The organism is Salmonella sp. SA15303 (assembly GCF_029962125.1).
GTDB lineage: Bacteria > Pseudomonadota > Gammaproteobacteria > Enterobacterales > Enterobacteriaceae > Salmonella > Salmonella enterica.
Genome location: NZ_CP123924.1, coordinates 4,248,084 through 4,264,879, shown reverse-complemented (window position 1 = coordinate 4,264,879; position 16,796 = coordinate 4,248,084). Strand labels below are relative to the sequence as shown.

General features: G+C 53.0%; 21 protein-coding genes. 15 read left to right on the top strand and 6 right to left on the bottom strand.

What is annotated here, in order from left to right:
- The first annotated feature begins 270 nt into the window (after positions 1 to 270).
- From ulaA to QEN31_RS20895, 6 genes are read left to right on the top strand one after another with little or no spacing between them, the layout of a single operon-like run.
- Positions 271 to 1,668, top strand: coding sequence for a PTS ascorbate transporter subunit IIC (ulaA, locus tag QEN31_RS20920; RefSeq protein WP_000404873.1), 1,398 nt, complete (start codon positions 271 to 273; stop codon positions 1,666 to 1,668).
- Positions 1,669 to 1,683: 15 nt separating this feature from the next.
- Positions 1,684 to 1,989, top strand: coding sequence for a PTS ascorbate transporter subunit IIB (ulaB, locus tag QEN31_RS20915; protein WP_000218358.1), 306 nt, complete (start codon positions 1,684 to 1,686; stop codon positions 1,987 to 1,989).
- Between the two features lie 9 nt (positions 1,990 to 1,998).
- Complete coding sequence (gene ulaC, locus QEN31_RS20910) at positions 1,999 to 2,463, top strand: PTS ascorbate transporter subunit IIA (protein ID WP_000776531.1); 465 nt, start codon at positions 1,999 to 2,001, stop codon at positions 2,461 to 2,463.
- Positions 2,464 to 2,476: 13 nt separating this feature from the next.
- Entirely contained in the window at positions 2,477 to 3,127 is a 651-nt protein-coding gene (gene ulaD / locus QEN31_RS20905; protein ID WP_000056761.1) for a 3-keto-L-gulonate-6-phosphate decarboxylase UlaD, read from the top strand.
- A 9-nt stretch (positions 3,128 to 3,136) separates the two neighbouring features.
- On the top strand, positions 3,137 to 3,991 hold the full coding sequence (ulaE, locus tag QEN31_RS20900) for an L-ribulose-5-phosphate 3-epimerase UlaE (RefSeq protein ID WP_000949525.1): 855 nt from the start codon (positions 3,137 to 3,139) through the stop codon (positions 3,989 to 3,991).
- A complete protein-coding gene (locus QEN31_RS20895) occupies positions 3,991 to 4,677 on the top strand; it encodes an L-ribulose-5-phosphate 4-epimerase (protein ID WP_001170771.1) in 687 nt (228 codons plus the stop codon). The genes ulaE and QEN31_RS20895 overlap by 1 nt, the downstream gene beginning before the upstream one ends.
- 128 nt (positions 4,678 to 4,805) lie before the next feature.
- Here the strand turns inward: QEN31_RS20895 and yjfY are convergent, their stop codons facing one another.
- Entirely contained in the window at positions 4,806 to 5,081 is a 276-nt protein-coding gene (yjfY, locus tag QEN31_RS20890; protein WP_001521305.1) for a DUF1471 family protein YjfY, read from the bottom strand.
- A 193-nt stretch (positions 5,082 to 5,274) separates the two neighbouring features.
- Here yjfY and QEN31_RS20885 point away from each other — a divergent pair, with 193 nt between their 5' ends.
- From QEN31_RS20885 to QEN31_RS20860, 6 genes are all read left to right on the top strand, one after another.
- Complete coding sequence (locus QEN31_RS20885; protein WP_001541376.1) at positions 5,275 to 5,481, top strand: hypothetical protein; 207 nt, start codon at positions 5,275 to 5,277, stop codon at positions 5,479 to 5,481.
- A 70-nt stretch (positions 5,482 to 5,551) separates the two neighbouring features.
- Positions 5,552 to 5,947: a 30S ribosomal protein S6 gene (gene rpsF / locus QEN31_RS20880; RefSeq protein ID WP_001216673.1), complete on the top strand. Its 396-nt coding sequence runs from the start codon at positions 5,552 to 5,554 to the stop codon at positions 5,945 to 5,947.
- A 6-nt stretch (positions 5,948 to 5,953) separates the two neighbouring features.
- Positions 5,954 to 6,268 carry a primosomal replication protein N gene (priB, locus tag QEN31_RS20875; protein ID WP_001519453.1) on the top strand — a complete coding sequence of 105 codons (315 nt, stop codon included), beginning with the start codon at positions 5,954 to 5,956 and terminating at the stop codon, positions 6,266 to 6,268.
- 4 nt (positions 6,269 to 6,272) lie between these two features.
- The gene (rpsR, locus tag QEN31_RS20870) at positions 6,273 to 6,500 is read left to right on the top strand and encodes a 30S ribosomal protein S18 (protein WP_000135199.1); all 228 of its coding nucleotides are present in this window, start codon (positions 6,273 to 6,275) and stop codon (positions 6,498 to 6,500) included.
- Between the two features lie 41 nt (positions 6,501 to 6,541).
- Positions 6,542 to 6,991 carry a 50S ribosomal protein L9 gene (rplI, locus tag QEN31_RS20865; protein WP_001196059.1) on the top strand — a complete coding sequence of 150 codons (450 nt, stop codon included), beginning with the start codon at positions 6,542 to 6,544 and terminating at the stop codon, positions 6,989 to 6,991.
- A gap of 147 nt (positions 6,992 to 7,138) precedes the next feature.
- Positions 7,139 to 8,065: a DMT family transporter gene (locus QEN31_RS20860; RefSeq protein ID WP_099949730.1), complete on the top strand. Its 927-nt coding sequence runs from the start codon at positions 7,139 to 7,141 to the stop codon at positions 8,063 to 8,065.
- A 49-nt stretch (positions 8,066 to 8,114) separates the two neighbouring features.
- Here QEN31_RS20860 and QEN31_RS20855 read toward each other — a convergent pair whose 3' ends face one another.
- Positions 8,115 to 8,750 carry an OapA family protein gene (locus tag QEN31_RS20855; protein ID WP_001119448.1) on the bottom strand — a complete coding sequence of 212 codons (636 nt, stop codon included), beginning with the start codon at positions 8,748 to 8,750 and terminating at the stop codon, positions 8,115 to 8,117.
- A gap of 219 nt (positions 8,751 to 8,969) precedes the next feature.
- Here QEN31_RS20855 and fklB point away from each other — a divergent pair, with 219 nt between their 5' ends.
- Both fklB and cycA read left to right on the top strand, forming a co-directional pair.
- Positions 8,970 to 9,590: an FKBP-type peptidyl-prolyl cis-trans isomerase gene (gene fklB / locus QEN31_RS20850; RefSeq protein WP_000235161.1), complete on the top strand. Its 621-nt coding sequence runs from the start codon at positions 8,970 to 8,972 to the stop codon at positions 9,588 to 9,590.
- Between the two features lie 295 nt (positions 9,591 to 9,885).
- A complete protein-coding gene (cycA, locus tag QEN31_RS20845; RefSeq protein ID WP_000228322.1) occupies positions 9,886 to 11,295 on the top strand; it encodes a D-serine/D-alanine/glycine transporter in 1,410 nt (469 codons plus the stop codon).
- A gap of 111 nt (positions 11,296 to 11,406) precedes the next feature.
- Here cycA and ytfE read toward each other — a convergent pair whose 3' ends face one another.
- From ytfE to QEN31_RS20830, 3 genes are all read right to left on the bottom strand, one after another.
- Positions 11,407 to 12,069 carry an iron-sulfur cluster repair protein YtfE gene (ytfE, locus tag QEN31_RS20840; RefSeq protein WP_000331468.1) on the bottom strand — a complete coding sequence of 221 codons (663 nt, stop codon included), beginning with the start codon at positions 12,067 to 12,069 and terminating at the stop codon, positions 11,407 to 11,409.
- A gap of 102 nt (positions 12,070 to 12,171) precedes the next feature.
- Positions 12,172 to 13,137: a DMT family transporter gene (locus QEN31_RS20835; RefSeq protein WP_000623290.1), complete on the bottom strand. Its 966-nt coding sequence runs from the start codon at positions 13,135 to 13,137 to the stop codon at positions 12,172 to 12,174.
- 80 nt (positions 13,138 to 13,217) lie between these two features.
- Positions 13,218 to 14,066, bottom strand: a complete 849-nt coding sequence (locus QEN31_RS20830) for an SDR family oxidoreductase (protein ID WP_000560616.1) — start codon at positions 14,064 to 14,066, stop codon at positions 13,218 to 13,220.
- An 87-nt stretch (positions 14,067 to 14,153) separates the two neighbouring features.
- On the opposite strand from QEN31_RS20830, the gene QEN31_RS20825 reads away from it, so the two are divergent.
- On the top strand, positions 14,154 to 14,540 hold the full coding sequence (locus tag QEN31_RS20825; RefSeq protein ID WP_001201297.1) for a winged helix-turn-helix transcriptional regulator: 387 nt from the start codon (positions 14,154 to 14,156) through the stop codon (positions 14,538 to 14,540).
- Positions 14,541 to 14,597: 57 nt separating this feature from the next.
- Here QEN31_RS20825 and QEN31_RS20820 read toward each other — a convergent pair whose 3' ends face one another.
- Entirely contained in the window at positions 14,598 to 16,541 is a 1,944-nt protein-coding gene (locus QEN31_RS20820) for a bifunctional 2',3'-cyclic-nucleotide 2'-phosphodiesterase/3'-nucleotidase (protein ID WP_000589395.1), read from the bottom strand.
- Positions 16,542 to 16,796: the final 255 nt, after the last annotated feature.

Sequence of the window (16,796 nt, the reverse complement as noted above, 5' to 3'; positions counted from 1 at the left end):
TTTTTGACTTTTTGGAAGGAGAGAACGCAGTCAGGAGAAGATTTAATCTTGTCTGGCGTCATGTGAATGTTTGCATCTTTATGATTTTACTTATTTTAATGAAAAAATGAGTTACCTATAAGTAAACCATGTATTAAGTGTGCTAATTATTTGCGCGCTACGTCACAGTTAATCAAATTTAATCTTGTTGTGATTACTTTTGAAAATTAAAGTGAAGGGACTTTATCCTGAGCGCCTGTGACTCAGCAACCTCGTCTACCGGAGATCGTTATGGAGATCCTCTACAACATCTTTACCATTTTCTTTAATCAGGTAATGACCAATGCCCCGCTATTACTGGGTATTGTGACCTGCCTGGGCTATATCCTGCTGCGCAAAAGCGTCAGCGTGATCATCAAAGGGACGATCAAAACCATCATTGGCTTCATGCTGCTACAGGCCGGGTCCGGCATTCTGACCAGCACCTTTAAACCGGTGGTGGCGAAAATGTCTGAGGTCTACGGCATCAACGGCGCGATTTCCGATACCTATGCTTCGATGATGGCAACGATCGAACGGATGGGTGATGCGTATAGTTGGGTAGGCTACGCGGTGTTGCTCGCGCTGGCGCTGAATATTTGTTACGTCTTGTTGCGACGCATTACCGGTATTCGCACCATCATGTTGACCGGGCACATCATGTTCCAGCAGGCGGGGCTGATTGCGGTCTCTTTCTATATCTTCGGCTATTCCATGTGGACCACCATTATCTGCACGGCGATACTGGTTTCCCTGTACTGGGGTATTACCTCCAACATGATGTACAAGCCGACTCAGGAAGTGACGGACGGCTGCGGTTTCTCCATTGGTCACCAGCAGCAGTTTGCTTCCTGGATTGCCTATAAAGTCGCGCCGTTCCTGGGCAAAAAAGAGGAAAGCGTTGAAGACCTCAAACTGCCGGGCTGGCTGAACATTTTCCATGACAACATCGTCTCCACGGCGATTGTAATGACCATCTTCTTTGGTGCCATTCTGCTCTCTTTTGGTATCGATACCGTACAGGCGATGGCGGGTAAAACCCACTGGACAATCTATATCCTGCAAACCGGTTTCTCCTTTGCGGTGGCGATCTTCATCATCACCCAAGGCGTGCGTATGTTTGTCGCCGAGCTCTCTGAGGCCTTTAACGGTATCTCCCAGCGTCTGATTCCGGGCGCAGTACTGGCGATTGACTGCGCCGCTATTTATAGCTTCGCGCCTAACGCGGTGGTCTGGGGCTTTATGTGGGGCACCATCGGCCAGCTGATTGCGGTTGGCATCCTGGTTGCCTGCGGCTCCTCGATCCTGATTATTCCTGGCTTTATCCCGATGTTCTTCTCTAACGCCACTATCGGCGTGTTCGCTAACCACTTCGGCGGCTGGCGTGCGGCGCTGAAAATTTGTCTGGTGATGGGGATGATTGAAATCTTTGGTTGCGTCTGGGCGGTGAAACTCACCGGTATGAGTGCCTGGATGGGTATGGCGGACTGGTCGATTCTGGCACCGCCGATGATGCAGGGCTTCTTCTCCCTCGGTATCGCCTTTATGGCCGTCATCATTGTAATTGCACTGGCTTATATGTTCTTCGCTGGCCGCGCACTGCGCGCAGAAGAAGATGCAGAAAAACAACTGGCAGAACAGTCTGCTTAATAAGGAGTTTTGATTATGACCGTACGTATTCTGGCTGTGTGTGGCAACGGACAGGGCAGTTCCATGATCATGAAAATGAAAGTGGACCAGTTTTTAACCCAATCAAACATTGACCACACGGTAAACAGCTGCGCGGTTGGCGAGTACAAAAGCGAGTTGAGCGGCGCGGATATCATCATCGCTTCTACCCATATTGCAGGCGAAATCAGCGTGACCGGCAACAAATATGTGGTTGGCGTGCGCAACATGCTGTCGCCTGCGGATTTTGGCCCGAAACTGCTGGAAGTGATCAAAGAACATTTCCCGCAAGACGTGAAGTAAGGATGCAACATGAAATTACGTGATTCACTGGCGGAGAATAATTCTATCCGCCTGCAGGCTGAAGCGAATACCTGGCAGGAAGCCGTCAAGATCGGCGTCGATTTACTGGTGGCTGCAGACGTGGTAGAGCCGCGCTATTACCAGGCGATTCTGGATGGCGTTGAGCAGTTTGGCCCCTATTTTGTGATTGCCCCCGGCCTGGCGATGCCGCATGGCCGCCCGGAAGAAGGGGTGAAGAAAACCGGTTTTTCGCTGGTGACCCTGAAAAAGCCGCTGGAGTTCAACCACGAAGATAACGACCCGGTCGATATTCTGATCACCATGGCGGCGGTTGATGCCAACACTCACCAGGAAGTGGGCATCATGCAGATCGTCAACCTGTTTGAAGACGAAGCTAATTTTGACCGTTTACGCGCCTGCCGTACCGCGCAGGAAGTCCTGGATCTCATTGACCGCACCAACGCGGCAGCTTAAGAAGGAATTGAAAATGTCATTACCAATGTTGCAGGTCGCGCTGGACAACCAGACTATGGATAGCGCCTATGAAACCACTCGCCTGATTGCCGAAGAAGTCGACATTATCGAAGTGGGCACCATTCTGTGCGTGGGCGAAGGCGTGCGTGCGGTTCGCGACCTGAAAGCGCTTTACCCGCACAAAATCGTGCTGGCGGACGCCAAAATTGCCGATGCCGGTAAAATCCTCTCCCGTATGTGTTTCGAAGCCAACGCGGACTGGGTGACCGTGATTTGCTGTGCGGATATCAACACCGCAAAAGGCGCGCTGGATGTGGCGAAAGAGTTCAACGGCGACGTGCAGATCGAACTGACCGGTTACTGGACCTGGGAACAGGCGCAGCAGTGGCGTGATGCGGGTATTCAGCAAGTGGTTTATCACCGCAGCCGTGACGCGCAGGCGGCAGGCGTGGCGTGGGGCGAGGCGGATATTACCGCGATTAAGCGGCTGTCCGATATGGGCTTTAAAGTGACCGTGACCGGCGGACTGGCGCTGGAAGACCTGCCGCTGTTCAAAGGCATTCCGATCCATGTCTTTATCGCGGGGCGCAGCATTCGCGATGCCGAATCGCCGGTAGAAGCCGCACGGCAGTTCAAACGCTCCATTGCCCAACTGTGGGGCTAAGGAGCGGCTATGCTGTCGAAACAAATTCCGCTCGGCATCTATGAAAAAGCGCTCCCTGCCGGGGAGTGCTGGCTGGAGCGCCTGCGGCTGGCGAAAACGCTGGGTTTTGACTTCGTTGAAATGTCGGTGGACGAGACCGACGCCCGACTGGCGCGGCTCGACTGGAGTCGCGAGCAGCGCCTGGCGCTGGTGAGCGCGGTTGCTGAAACCGGCGTGCGTGTGCCGTCCATGTGTCTGAGCGCGCATCGTCGTTTTCCGCTCGGTAGCGAAGATGACGCGATACGGGCGCAGGGGCTGGAGATTATGCGTAAAGCGATTCAGTTTGCGCAGGACGTCGGGATTCGCGTCATTCAACTGGCGGGGTACGACGTTTACTATCAGCAGGCCAACGACGAAACGCGTTGCCGCTTCCGCGATGGGTTAAAAGAGAGCGTTGATATGGCCAGCCGCGCCCAGGTGACACTGGCGATGGAGATCATGGACTACCCGCTGATGAATTCCATCAGTAAAGCGCTGGGCTATGCTCACTACCTCAATAACCCGTGGTTCCAGCTCTATCCAGATATCGGCAATCTGTCTGCCTGGGATAACGACGTACAGATGGAGCTACAGGCGGGAATCGGGCATATCGTCGCGGTACACGTCAAAGATACTAAACCCGGCGTGTTCAAAAATGTGCCGTTTGGCGAAGGCGTTGTCGATTTCGAACGCTGCTTCGAAACGCTCAAACAGAGTGGCTATTGCGGGCCCTATCTGATTGAGATGTGGAGCGAAACAGCAGAGAACCCGGCGGCAGAGGTAGCGAAAGCGCGTGACTGGGTGAAAGCGCGCATGGCCAGCGCCGGTCTGGTGGAGGCAGCCTAATGCAAAAGCTCAAGCAGCAGGTATTTGACGCTAACATGGATTTGCCCCGTTATGGGCTGGTGACCTTTACCTGGGGCAACGTCAGCGCTATCGATCGCGAACGCGGGCTGGTGGTGATTAAGCCAAGCGGTGTCGCCTATGAAACCATGAAGGTAGATGACATGGTGGTGGTGGATATGGATGGCAAAGTGGTGGAGGGACGTTATCGTCCTTCTTCCGATACCGCTACCCATCTGGCGCTGTATCAACGCTATCCGTCGCTTGGCGGCGTCGTTCATACCCACTCCACCCACGCCACGGCATGGGCGCAGGCGGGGATGGCTATTCCAGCGCTCGGCACCACGCACGCGGACTATTTCTTTGGCGATATTCCTTGTACCAGAGCGTTAAGCGAAGAAGAAGTGCAGGGCGAGTACGAGCTGAACACCGGCAAGGTGATCATCGAAACGCTGGGCGAGGTGGAACCGCTGCATACGCCAGGTATTGTCGTGTATCAACACGGGCCGTTCGCCTGGGGGAAAGATGCGCACGATGCGGTACATAACGCGGTCGTCATGGAGGAAGTGGCGCGAATGGCGTGGATTGCGCGCGGTATTAACCCGGCGCTGAATCCCATCGACGATTATCTGATGAATAAACACTTCATGCGTAAGCATGGCCCGAATGCGTATTACGGGCAGAAGTGAAGTATGAGCTCCGGAATGTGAATATTATCGGGATGTCACAGGTCTAATTCCGGAGCCATCTTTCCGCGAAAAAAGCCCCCTGCTCAGGGGGCAAATCAACTATGGCTTTTTCGTTGGTTTTCCTGATGCTAGCGATAAATATTCGCGCTGGCGTGTATATTGCCGTTGCTACCCGGTTCCCGGATAAGTATGACGTGATAATACATTGCGTTTCGCACGTCGGCCTCTTCATTCAGCGCCAGATTGGCTTCACTTTCCGTGGCGAAGTTATGGTTGATGTAGATTACGCCTAAGCTGCGCACATCATCCATATTTCTGGCCTGATGATTATTTAACTCGACGGCTGCCGTTGCCGTTATGCCAGGCAAAAGCGCAGCCAGAAATAACATTATCCGGGCTCGCATAGAGTACCTCCTCAGCAGCGCGGTCTGGTTGGCGATATCCCCCTTTAGTGAATCGCTTCTGGTTTAATTTTAACCATAACCCGCCGCAGAGATGGCGACCTTTTCTGATGCTGTTGTTCAAAAAATTATCGCATTGTCGCTTTTTACCTGATTAACAACCCATTGATGTATGCCGCCATGTTTAAGAAATCCTGTGTGGCAAAAAAGTGCGCTGACCACAGTGTCAATTTCTCTGCCGCAACAGGCCGTTTATAGTGGCATGCGATATGAAGTTAATATCTCAGCAGCAAAATGTGACGGGACAGGCGTTACGTTCGGCACGATAAATAATTGTACAATCACCTTGAGTTTGCCCGCAGGCGCCAGTATTATAACGCGTCATTTTTCAGCCGACCTTTAACACGTTCCTTGCCTCCATGGGCCGCGGCTGACCCAGACAGGAGGCTGAATAATCCGTAAGGAGCAATTCGATGCGTCATTACGAAATCGTTTTTATGGTCCATCCTGACCAGAGCGAACAGGTTCCGGGTATGATCGAGCGTTACTCTGCCGCCATCACTGGCGCAGAAGGCAAGATCCACCGTCTGGAAGACTGGGGCCGCCGTCAGCTGGCTTACCCGATCAACAAACTGCACAAAGCGCACTACGTTCTGATGAACGTTGAAGCGCCGCAGGAAGTGATCGATGAGCTGGAAACTACCTTCCGCTTCAACGATGCCGTTATCCGCAGCATGGTTATGCGTACTAAGCACGCTGTTACCGAAGCTTCTCCGATGGTTAAAGCGAAAGACGAGCGCCGTGAGCGTCGCGATGATTTCGCTAACGAAACCGCAGATGATGCTGAAGCTGGGGATTCTGAAGAGTAATTTCTGATGACCAACCGTCTGGCGTTGTCCGGCACCGTGTGCAGGGCCCCCCTTCGAAAGGTCAGTCCATCAGGAATTCCGCATTGCCAGTTCGTGCTTGAGCATCGTTCTGTGCAAGAGGAAGCCGGCTTTCACCGGCAGGCGTGGTGCCAAATGCCCGTTATTGTTAGCGGACACGAAAACCAGGCCATTACTCACAGTATAACGGTCGGCAGCCGCATAACCGTTCAGGGGTTTATTTCTTGCCACAAGGCAAAGAACGGTCTGAGCAAAATGGTTCTGCATGCCGAGCAGATTGAATTGATAGATTCTGGAGACTAGCCATATGGCACGTTATTTCCGTCGTCGCAAGTTCTGCCGTTTCACCGCGGAAGGCGTTCAAGAGATCGACTATAAAGATATCGCTACGCTGAAAAACTACATCACCGAAAGCGGTAAGATTGTCCCAAGCCGTATCACCGGTACCCGTGCAAAATACCAGCGTCAGCTGGCTCGCGCTATCAAACGCGCTCGCTACCTGTCTCTGCTGCCGTACACTGATCGCCATCAGTAATCGGTCACGGTCCATTAATACGACTTTGAGAGGATAAGGTAATGCAAGTTATTCTGCTTGATAAAGTAGCAAACCTGGGTAGCCTGGGTGATCAGGTTAACGTTAAAGCGGGCTATGCTCGTAACTTCCTGGTACCAAAGGGTAAAGCTGTTCCGGCTACCAAGAAAAACGTTGAATACTTCGAAGCACGTCGCGCTGAACTGGAAGCTAAACTGGCTGACGTTCTGGCTGCTGCAAATGCACGCGCAGAGAAAATCAACGCCCTGGAAACCGTTACTATCGCGTCTAAAGCAGGCGACGAAGGTAAACTGTTCGGTTCCATCGGTACTCGCGACATCGCTGACGCTGTGACTGCGGCTGGCGTTGACGTGGCTAAGAGCGAAGTTCGTCTGCCGAACGGCGTTCTGCGTACCACTGGCGAACACGAAGTGAACTTCCAGGTTCACAGCGAAGTATTCGCAAAAGTTATCATCAACGTGGTTGCTGAGTAATCAGGCATTCTCGTTTTTGCTAGCAACGAAACGTCGGCCCAGCGCCGACGTTTTGCTTTTTTAACCCCATCGCTTTTCGACTGGCTATCTCCCCCTCTTTTCGCGATAATCAAAAATAAAACATTATTTTAATTTCTTGGTGAAAGAATGGATACCCAACGCCAGGCCTCCCCGTGTGCCCGCAAAAACGTCGTTTATGTGTGTGCCGCATTTTGTTGCTTGCTATGGGGCAGCGCTTATCCAGCCATCAAAAGCGGTTATGACCTCTTTCAGATAGCCACCGATGATATCCCTTCTAAAATTGTTTTTGCTGGTTATCGTTTTTTGTTTGCGGGTGGGTTGCTACTACTGTTCGCGCTGCTTCAGCGTAAACCGATTGGTCGGTTTCGTCCGCGCCAGTTTGCTCAGTTGACGTTACTGGGGCTGACTCAGACGTCGCTGCAATATCTCTTTTTCTATATCGGCCTTGCGTTCACCTCCGGCGTGAAAGGCTCAATCATGAACGCGACAGGCACATTCTTCAGCGTATTGCTGGCGCACTTTATTTATCAGAACGACCGATTGAGCTACAACAAAACGCTCGGCTGTATTCTGGGCTTTGCGGGCGTCATGGTGGTGAACGTCAGCAACGGCCTGGATTTCAGCTTTAATCTGCCGGGAGAAGGCTCCGTGGTGCTGGCGGCGTTTATTCTTTCTGCGGCCACGTTGTATGGCAAACGTCTCTCGCAGACGGTCGATCCGATGGTCATGACTGGCTATCAATTGGGGATTGGCGGTCTGGTACTGGTCATTGGCGGTTACGTTTTTGGCGGTACGCTGACGATACATGGCTTCTCGTCGGTGGCGATTTTAGTCTACCTGACGCTGCTCTCGTCGGTCGCTTTTGCGCTATGGAGCATTTTACTCAAATATAATCGCGTGGGGATGATTGCGCCGTTTAACTTTCTGATCCCGGTTTCTGGCGCGGCTCTTTCGGCTATTTTTCTCGGCGAGAATATATTGGAGTGGAAATACATGATTGCGCTGGTGCTGGTGTGTTCGGGGATTTGGTGGGTGAATAAGGTGAAGCGGTAATGCTTCACCTGAACGAATAGGGTATAGACGGGGTAAGGCGCAGCCGGCGTTACTGTGCGCGAATAAAACTGCCGTCAGGCTGACGCGTAAACAGCACCTGTTGACCGTTATCGCCATCTATCGTTAAACCTGTCACCACCCCGCTGGCATTCTGGCGAATTTTAATCATTTGACCATTTTTGAGATTACTCAGCGGCTTGCCAGCGCCTTCTACCTGCGCCATTGCATAAACGTCTGTCGGGGGCAGCCCGTGGTCACGGAACAGTTGCGCCAGAGTTTTACCAGACTCTACCCGGTACGAGCGCCACTGTTGACCGATGCCGCTATCCTGCTGGAAAGGCTGCGTCTGCGGCTGGTTTTGTTCTTCCGGCTGGCCTTCCTGGATAGGTTCCGGCGCAACGGGCGCCACCTGATCCGGATCGTTTTGCGGCGCGACCAGCTGCGCCTGAAGCTGGGCCTCCGTCGGCGGCTGTGATTGCGATTGCAGATCCAATTGCGCTTCCCGCGTGACGACAGGTGAGTCGCTGGTCTCGCTGGCGGGCAGCAGGAAACCGATCACCAGCACGATAGCGGCAATGATAATGCCACGACGATGCATAGGCGGCAGCGGTTCCATGATGCGAAAATTATCCGGCGCGTGCCAGATTTTCGCCAGGGTTGGTTTTAATTCAAAGCGCCCGGGCATGGTTTACCTCCTGCTCCGCATCTCGTTCCTTAATCATAGAGTATAGATGGCTAACGCTATGATACTGGTAGTGCTATCCGCTTTCGTGACATCAATACGGATAATCTATTGTTTCTTTTTCCCTGCGATTTGTCATCCTCCCTGAGACAAAGTTTTACCAGAAGAAGCGTGGCTGTTATGCTGCCCGCTACTTTTTTGATATCCGATGAAGGAAAAATAATGGCCACCCCGACTTTTGACACTATTGAAGCGCAAGCGAGCTACGGCATTGGTTTGCAGGTAGGGCAGCAGCTCAGCGAATCCGGTCTTGAAGGGCTGTTGCCTGAAGCGCTGGTTGCAGGCATTGCTGATGCGCTGGAAGGTAAACACCCGGCGGTTCCTGTTGATGTGGTGCATCGTGCGCTGCGTGAAATTCATGAGCGTGCGGACGCGGTGCGTCGTGAGCGTTTCAAAGCGATGGCGGCCGAAGGCGTGAAATACCTGGAAGAAAACCGCGAAAAAGACGGTGTGAACAGTACTGAGTCTGGTTTACAGTTCCGCGTTCTGACGCAGGGCGAAGGCGCGATTCCGGCGCGTACCGACCGCGTACGCGTGCATTACACCGGTAAGCTTATTGATGGCACCGTATTTGACAGCTCCGTCGCGCGCGGCGAACCGGCTGAATTCCCGGTAAATGGCGTGATCGCCGGCTGGATTGAAGCGCTGACTCTGATGCCGGTAGGTTCCAAATGGGAACTGACTATCCCACAGGAGCTGGCCTATGGCGAGCGTGGGGCCGGGGCATCTATTCCGCCATTCAGCACCCTGGTGTTTGAAGTGGAACTGCTGGAAATTCTGTAAGCGCCCCGGGTTTGCCGGATGATGGCGTAAACGCCTTATCCGGCAACCCTGGCTTCAGCAGATGCCAATATTTTATTTTGCAAATGGCGTCGTTACGTGTATTTTTGTGAGCTAATTCGCATTATCAAAGTGATATAACACTCATTTTAAACATAAAATTAACATTGTATTTGAATCTTAGTATTCATCCCGCCGATTCTTACCTAATATCGATGAGTCCTGATAACAGGATCGTCGTATCATAGACCAAAGGCCGTAGAGCCCGCACAACACAGACAGGTACAGGAAGAAAAACATGGTAGATCAGGTAAAAGTCGCAGCCGACGAACAGGCTCCGGCTGAACAGTCGCTACGGCGCAATCTTACAAACCGTCATATACAGCTTATCGCTATTGGCGGCGCTATTGGTACCGGTCTGTTTATGGGATCGGGTAAAACGATCAGTCTCGCCGGACCGTCGATCATTTTTGTGTATATGATCATCGGTTTTATGCTTTTTTTCGTGATGCGCGCCATGGGGGAATTGCTGCTCTCGAATCTGGAATATAAATCGTTTAGCGATTTTGCTTCCGACCTGCTTGGCCCCTGGGCGGGATATTTCACCGGCTGGACGTACTGGTTTTGCTGGGTAGTGACCGGTATGGCTGACGTGGTGGCGATTACCGCCTACGCGCAGTTCTGGTTTCCCGGCCTTTCCGATTGGGTCGCCTCGCTGGCGGTAGTGATCCTGCTGCTAAGCCTCAACCTCGCCACCGTTAAAATGTTTGGTGAAATGGAATTTTGGTTTGCTATGGTCAAAATCGTCGCCATTGTGGCGTTGATTGTGGTCGGGCTGGTGATGATTGCGATGCACTTTAAATCGCCGACAGGCGTTGAAGCGTCTTTCGCGCATCTGTGGAATGACGGCGGCTGGTTCCCGAAAGGTATTAGCGGGTTCTTTGCCGGTTTCCAGATTGCAGTGTTCGCTTTCGTGGGCATTGAGCTGGTTGGTACTACCGCCGCAGAAACTAAAGATCCGGAAAAATCGCTGCCGCGCGCGATTAACTCAATACCGATCCGTATCATCATGTTCTACGTCTTTGCGCTGATTGTCATTATGTCGGTGACGCCGTGGAGTTCCGTGGTGCCGGATAAGAGCCCGTTTGTTGAGCTGTTTGTACTGGTGGGTCTGCCTGCCGCTGCGAGCGTGATCAACTTTGTCGTGCTGACCTCGGCGGCGTCTTCCGCCAACAGCGGCGTCTTCTCGACCAGCCGTATGCTGTTTGGCTTGGCGCAAGAAGGCGTGGCGCCAAAAGCGTTCGCTAAGCTATCGAAACGCGCGGTACCGGCGAAAGGCCTGACCTTCTCCTGTATCTGCCTGCTGGGCGGCGTGGTTATGCTGATGGTCAACCCGAGCGTGATTGGCGCATTCACCATGATCACTACGGTTTCGGCCATCCTGTTTATGTTTGTCTGGACCATCATTCTGTGTTCATACCTGGTGTACCGCAAAAAGCGTCCCCACCTGCATGAAAAATCCATCTATAAGATGCCGCTCGGTAAGCTGATGTGCTGGGTCTGCATGGCGTTCTTTGCATTCGTGCTGGTATTACTGACGCTGGAAGACGATACGCGCCAGGCGCTAATCGTGACGCCGCTGTGGTTTATCGCGTTGGGTCTGGGCTGGCTGTTGATAGGTAAGAAACGGATGGCGGGAATGCGTTAATTGTTTTGCCCGGTGGCGCTGGCGCTTACCGGGCTTACAGCGTAACGTTGATTTGGAGGCCGGATAAGGCGCCGTTTACAGCCGCCATCCGGCAAAATGCCCGGCTGGCGATTATTCCCCGGCCAGCGCGCGTGGGAACAGCACGTTATTCTCCAGGCTGATGTGCTCCATCAGATCATCAATCATCTCATTAATGCCGTTATACATCGCTTTCCAGGTGGTGCAGGCTTCTGGCGGCGGCGTTACATTTTTGGTGACGTGTTTGATGACGTCTACCAGCTCTCCCGCCTCGTCATGCTCGCTTTCCATTACGCTTATCGGGCCCGTTGCCTGGCGACCCATACCCTGTTTGATCATGGGGAACAGGATCTGTTCTTCTTTCATCATATGGCTGGAAAGCTCTTCATGCAGCGCGGTGAGATATTTTGTCAGGCCGCGTGGGACGTTTGGCTTATCCGCGTGGACGCGTTCCACTTTGGTTGCCTGCAGAATAAGCTCCGGCAGTTGTTCGCGATGTCGGTCATGATAGCGAACAACGATATGGTCAATAATGTCCGCCAGCGGAACGGCGCGCCAGTCTTTTTCGATGGGCTGTTCAGCCAACTGCGCCAGTTGCGCTTCTATGATGTCAATATCGACGTCGTGACGCGCGGCGGCGCGCGCCAGCGTCTGTTTTCCGCCGCAGCAGTAATCCATATCGTACTGGCGAAACAGCGCCGATGCGCGGGGAATAGAGAGCGCCAGTTCGCCTAAAGGTTGATCGCGATAAGCCATAGCCGTTACCTCATTTGCAATAATATAAGTTGTATTTTAAATGCATCTTTAAGGCGAAGCTATAACTCTTTCGGGGTGCGTATAATTTAAGCGAGTATGAAATTAGCGTTCCGTGACCGGAACGACGGTCGCTTTTTCCGGTTTCGCTCTCACGGCAATGACCACGCCCGCCACCAGGAGCGCAATGCCGCTTAACGTCAGGAATGGCGGGATTTCCTGGCGCAGAATGAAGGTATAGAGCAGTCCCGCCAACGTCTCAAAAACAATCAGCGGCCCTAAAATAACGGTTGGCAATTTTTGGCTGGCGATATTCCAGCACAGCGCGCCCACCCAGGAACACAGCACCGCGATGGCGATCATCAGACCGATAAACAGCGCGGGATGCGGGCCAAAGGGCAGGGTAAACAGCGGTTTCTGGATACTCAGCCACAGACAGACCGCCGCATAGCCGATTAACGAGACCGGCAGCGTAACCAGCGCCTGCGCCGTTGCCCACATCATGGGATGTTTGTCGGGATTTTCCCGCAGCCAGCGGGCGTTGCGCAGCGCATACCATGCCCAGCACGCTACGGAAATCAGCGCCAGCACAATGCCTGAACCATAGCGCCAGCCGCTAACATCGGACAATCCCTGGCTAAGTTCAGCAATATTGACGCACAGCAGGCCAAAACCGATAAGCGCCAGCGCGGGCGCTAAACGCCGCCAGGATAATCTGCCGTCTCGTTGGCTATAGAGAACGTTAGCGAAAAGCGGAATGACGACCGGCAATGTCCCGATGATCATCGTCGACACCGGCGCGCCGGTTCGCTGAATGGCGCTGGCGAGGCAGGCGTAATAGATTACATTGCCCATCAGGGTCAGCGACAGGGCGGTGGACCAGTCTTTGCGCGTTAACTGGCGTAACCGCGTGCGGCCTAACCAGGCAATCGGCAGGGCAATCAGCCCCAGCGCCAGATAGCGTCCCATTGACTGTAAGAGGGCCGGGTAATCCGGCACGATTAACGGGCCGACGAAAATCAATCCCCACATTAGCCCTGCCAGCAGGGCGTATAGCACGCCGCTAATCATCAGATTCTCCTCATAAACCGTTCCGTCATTATCAGAGAAGGTCTATGAGGATGCCACATAAATTAACTAAATTTTAACATTTACAGTACGGAGCGAAGGCTTTCTGTGAGCGTCGTCGTCGGGCGACCGATGAGTTTACGCAGCGTATGGCTGTCATCAAACAGGCCGCCTTTCGCCGCGCCAGCGTCAGAATTGGCCAACATATCCGCCAGTCCGTCAGGCAGGCCTGCGCCTTTCAGCGCGGCGGCAAAATCGACTTCGCTCAGGTTCTGGTAGACGATTTTTTTTCCGCTTTGATGAGTAAGTTCATCCGCCAACTGGCTTAATGTCCAGGCGTCATCACCCGCCAGTTCGTAGACATTCCCGGCGTGACCCTCTTCACGGATGACGCGCGCGGCGGCGGCGGCATAGTCAGCGCGCATTGCGGAGGCGATTTTCCCTTCTCCCGCCGCGCCAATAAAGACGCCATGCTTCAGCGCGGCAGGGACGCTCGCCAGGTAGTTTTCCGTATACCAGCCGTTACGTAATAGCGTGTGAGGAATACCTGACTCAGCCAGCATCTTTTCCGTTTCAATATGTTCATCGGCGAGCGCCAGCGGCGATTTATCCGCATGTAGCAGGCTGGTATAGGCGATGAATTTCACCTTCGCGGCAATGGCGGCCTGAATAACGTTGCGGTGCTGCGCGGTGCGTTGTCCCACTTCGCTGGATGATATAAGCAGCAGTTTATCAACGCCCTGTAAGGCGGTGGTCAGCGCGGCTTCGTTAGCGTAATCCGCCTGGCGAACGGCAATCCCGCGCTGACTGAGCGGGGCGGCTTTTTTCGGGTTACGGACGATCGCGACGAGGTGGCTGGCGGGCGTCGTTTTTAGCAGGTTTTCAATAACGTGTTGGCCCAGTTGGCCCGTTGCGCCAGTGATAGCAATCATGGTGAACTCCTCAGTGTTGGTCTTGTGTTTTATTACGCTACCACCTAAACTTACTTTTAGTAAGTACGTACAAAAAGGTAAGTATCAATGCGCGCTCATACTCTTTCCCGGCAGTTGCGTGAAGGCAATCTCTTTGCTGAACAGTGCCCGTCCCGTGAGGTGTTAAAACATGTCACCAGTCGCTGGGGCGTACTGATTCTGGTGGCGTTACGCGACGGTACACACCGTTTTAGCGACCTGCGCCGCAAGATGGGAGGCGTGAGTGAAAAGATGCTGGCGCAGTCGTTACAGGCGCTTGAACAGGACGGATTTCTTAACCGGGTGTCATATCCAGTTGTTCCGCCGCATGTGGAGTACAGCCTGACGCCGCTTGGCGAGCAGGTGAGTGATAAAGTCGCCGCGCTGGCGGACTGGATAGAACTGAATTTGCCGCAGGTATTGGCGCAGCGGGAACGTTTATCAGATGGCGGCTAGCGCTTTATTCGGCCTGCCAGTCAGGCCGAATAAACGCAGCGCCATACGGGACACACGTTACTTGCTTAAATCCACCTGATAAATGGCAAAACCGATATCATCGACGGCAACCTTCTTCATCGGATACTGCCCTTTCGCTTTAATGAAGGCAGCGGCTTTATCGCCTGGCGATGTTTCAAAGCGGATATCCAGCGCCGTATCGCTGTGGATTGGCGCCAGACGCCAGTTATTATCCGCCGCCGGATGGATTTCGCCCGCGCGTTTTGACTCTGCGCCAATCCATGCCGCCAGCACGGCGCGATTTTCATCCGGAGACGCAAAGGCGATATGGCTGTCGCCCGTGCCGGCAAACTTGCCGCCGTAAGCGCGATAGTTATTCGTGGCGACCAGGAACGTAGCGTTCGGGTCGACAGGCTTACCGTTAAAGGTCAGGTTTTTAATACGTTCCGCCTGCGGATTCACCATCTGGCATTCGCCATCATAGCGGGCGGGCTGTGACACATCGATTTGATAATTCACGCCGTCAATGACATCGAAATTATAGGTGCGAAAGCCATCCCAATTGATCAACGATTGCGGTTTGTTGCTGTGAATATCAATCTGATTAAATTGTCCGGCAGAACATTCCAGCCACTCTTTTACCTCCTTGCCGCTGGCTTTCACCACCACCAGCGTATTCGGATAGAGATAAAGATCGGCGGCGTTACGGAAGGTCAACTGGCCTTTTTCCACCTCGACAAAGCTGGCAGGATCGTTCTTACGCCCGCCAACTTTAAACGGCGCGGCGGCGGACAGCACCGGCAGTTTCGCCAGATCCGGATCGCCCTGAATAAAGTGTTCCACATACGCTTTTTGCGCGTTATTCACCACCTGTACGGTAGGATCGTCCTGCACCAGAGCAAGATAACTGTACATATTATCGGCGGATTTACCGATGGGCTTGCTGACAAACTCGCGGGTGGCATCGTGATCGGCTTTCAGAATACCGACCAGCTTACTGTCTTCCGCCGCCAGCGACTTTTTAGCGGCGGCGTCATAGATAGGCCGCGCTTCCGCTTTCGCCTGCGTAACCTGCCATTTGCCGCTGTCGTTATTGAGCACCAGATCGACCACTCCCAGATGGTCGCCCCACATGCCAGGCATTACCGCAGGAATGCCGTTAAGCGTACCTTTGGCGATATCCGCGCCTTTGATGTCGGCAAAATCTTTACCGGGGAAGACGGCGTGAGCGTGGCCAAACATAATCGCGTCGACGCCAGGAACTTCGCTGAGGTAATAAACCGAGTTTTCCGCCATGCTGTGGTACGGATCGGCAGAAAGACCTGAATGAGCAATGACTACCACGATATCAGCGCCTTTCTCGCGCATTTCGGGCACATATTTCCGGGCGGTTTCCGTAATGTCATTGACGGTAACTTTGCCGCTCAGGTTCGCTTTATCCCAAATCATGATTTGCGGCGGAACAAAGCCGATATAGCCGATTTTCAGAGTTTGCGGGTTGCCGTCTTTATCAATAACGCTCGTCTCTTTAATCAGATAAGGCGTAAAGAGCGGCTTTTGGGTTTTAACGTCGATAATATTGGCGTTAACATAAGGGAATTTCGCGCCAGCCAGCGCGTTATGCAGATAGTCCAGACCATAATTAAACTCATGGTTGCCGAGGTTTCCAACCGCGTAATCCAGAGTGTTGAGCGCTTTATAGACCGGGTGAACGTCACCGTCTTTGAGCCCTTTTGCCGCCATATAATCGCCCAGAGGGCTCCCCTGAATCAGGTCGCCGTTATCCACCAGCACGCTGTTTTTGACTTCATTTCGGGCGGCATGAATCAAACTTGCGGTACGTACCAATCCGAATTTTTCGGTTGCGGTATCCTTGTAATAATCGAAATCCATCATGTTGCTATGTAAATCAGTAGTTTCCATGATACGGAGATCGACGGTGGCCGCATTCACGCTGGCGGCGATCAGCGTAGCCAGAAGCGTTGCACTAAACTTAATCATCAGAGGCACCTTTTAAGAACGCAATAGAAAAGCCGGATAGTGAAAAATAGCGATGACAAACAGTGAAACCCGATATCGTTCCAACCGTCGCCAGAAGAAGGCGAAACCGCCCCATCCGGCCGATTTTTTGCGAGTGTTCACAGAAAGGTGAATCATGCCATGAAAGCTATTATCAAAACCGCTGACGGTATCACAGTTGGCGGAACCCTTAACGATCGGGTATAAGTAAAACAACGAGTTAACGCCCCCGTCATA

Excerpts from the sequence above, each read along its gene's own strand:
- ulaA (WP_000404873.1), top strand. The coding sequence starts at position 271 with ATGGAGATCCTCTACAACATCTTTACCATTTTCTTTAATCAGGTAATG.
- ulaB (WP_000218358.1), top strand. The coding sequence starts at position 1,684 with ATGACCGTACGTATTCTGGCTGTGTGTGGCAACGGACAGGGCAGTTCC.
- ulaC (WP_000776531.1), top strand. The coding sequence starts at position 1,999 with ATGAAATTACGTGATTCACTGGCGGAGAATAATTCTATCCGCCTGCAG.
- ulaD (WP_000056761.1), top strand. The coding sequence starts at position 2,477 with ATGTCATTACCAATGTTGCAGGTCGCGCTGGACAACCAGACTATGGAT.
- ulaE (WP_000949525.1), top strand. The coding sequence starts at position 3,137 with ATGCTGTCGAAACAAATTCCGCTCGGCATCTATGAAAAAGCGCTCCCT.
- QEN31_RS20895 (WP_001170771.1), top strand. The coding sequence starts at position 3,991 with ATGCAAAAGCTCAAGCAGCAGGTATTTGACGCTAACATGGATTTGCCC.
- yjfY (WP_001521305.1), bottom strand. The coding sequence starts at position 5,081 with ATGCGAGCCCGGATAATGTTATTTCTGGCTGCGCTTTTGCCTGGCATA.
- rpsF (WP_001216673.1), top strand. The coding sequence starts at position 5,552 with ATGCGTCATTACGAAATCGTTTTTATGGTCCATCCTGACCAGAGCGAA.
- priB (WP_001519453.1), top strand. The coding sequence starts at position 5,954 with ATGACCAACCGTCTGGCGTTGTCCGGCACCGTGTGCAGGGCCCCCCTT.
- rpsR (WP_000135199.1), top strand. The coding sequence starts at position 6,273 with ATGGCACGTTATTTCCGTCGTCGCAAGTTCTGCCGTTTCACCGCGGAA.
- rplI (WP_001196059.1), top strand. The coding sequence starts at position 6,542 with ATGCAAGTTATTCTGCTTGATAAAGTAGCAAACCTGGGTAGCCTGGGT.
- QEN31_RS20860 (WP_099949730.1), top strand. The coding sequence starts at position 7,139 with ATGGATACCCAACGCCAGGCCTCCCCGTGTGCCCGCAAAAACGTCGTT.
- QEN31_RS20855 (WP_001119448.1), bottom strand. The coding sequence starts at position 8,750 with ATGCCCGGGCGCTTTGAATTAAAACCAACCCTGGCGAAAATCTGGCAC.
- fklB (WP_000235161.1), top strand. The coding sequence starts at position 8,970 with ATGGCCACCCCGACTTTTGACACTATTGAAGCGCAAGCGAGCTACGGC.
- cycA (WP_000228322.1), top strand. The coding sequence starts at position 9,886 with ATGGTAGATCAGGTAAAAGTCGCAGCCGACGAACAGGCTCCGGCTGAA.
- ytfE (WP_000331468.1), bottom strand. The coding sequence starts at position 12,069 with ATGGCTTATCGCGATCAACCTTTAGGCGAACTGGCGCTCTCTATTCCC.
- QEN31_RS20835 (WP_000623290.1), bottom strand. The coding sequence starts at position 13,137 with ATGATTAGCGGCGTGCTATACGCCCTGCTGGCAGGGCTAATGTGGGGA.
- QEN31_RS20830 (WP_000560616.1), bottom strand. The coding sequence starts at position 14,066 with ATGATTGCTATCACTGGCGCAACGGGCCAACTGGGCCAACACGTTATT.
- QEN31_RS20825 (WP_001201297.1), top strand. The coding sequence starts at position 14,154 with ATGCGCGCTCATACTCTTTCCCGGCAGTTGCGTGAAGGCAATCTCTTT.
- QEN31_RS20820 (WP_000589395.1), bottom strand. The coding sequence starts at position 16,541 with ATGATTAAGTTTAGTGCAACGCTTCTGGCTACGCTGATCGCCGCCAGC.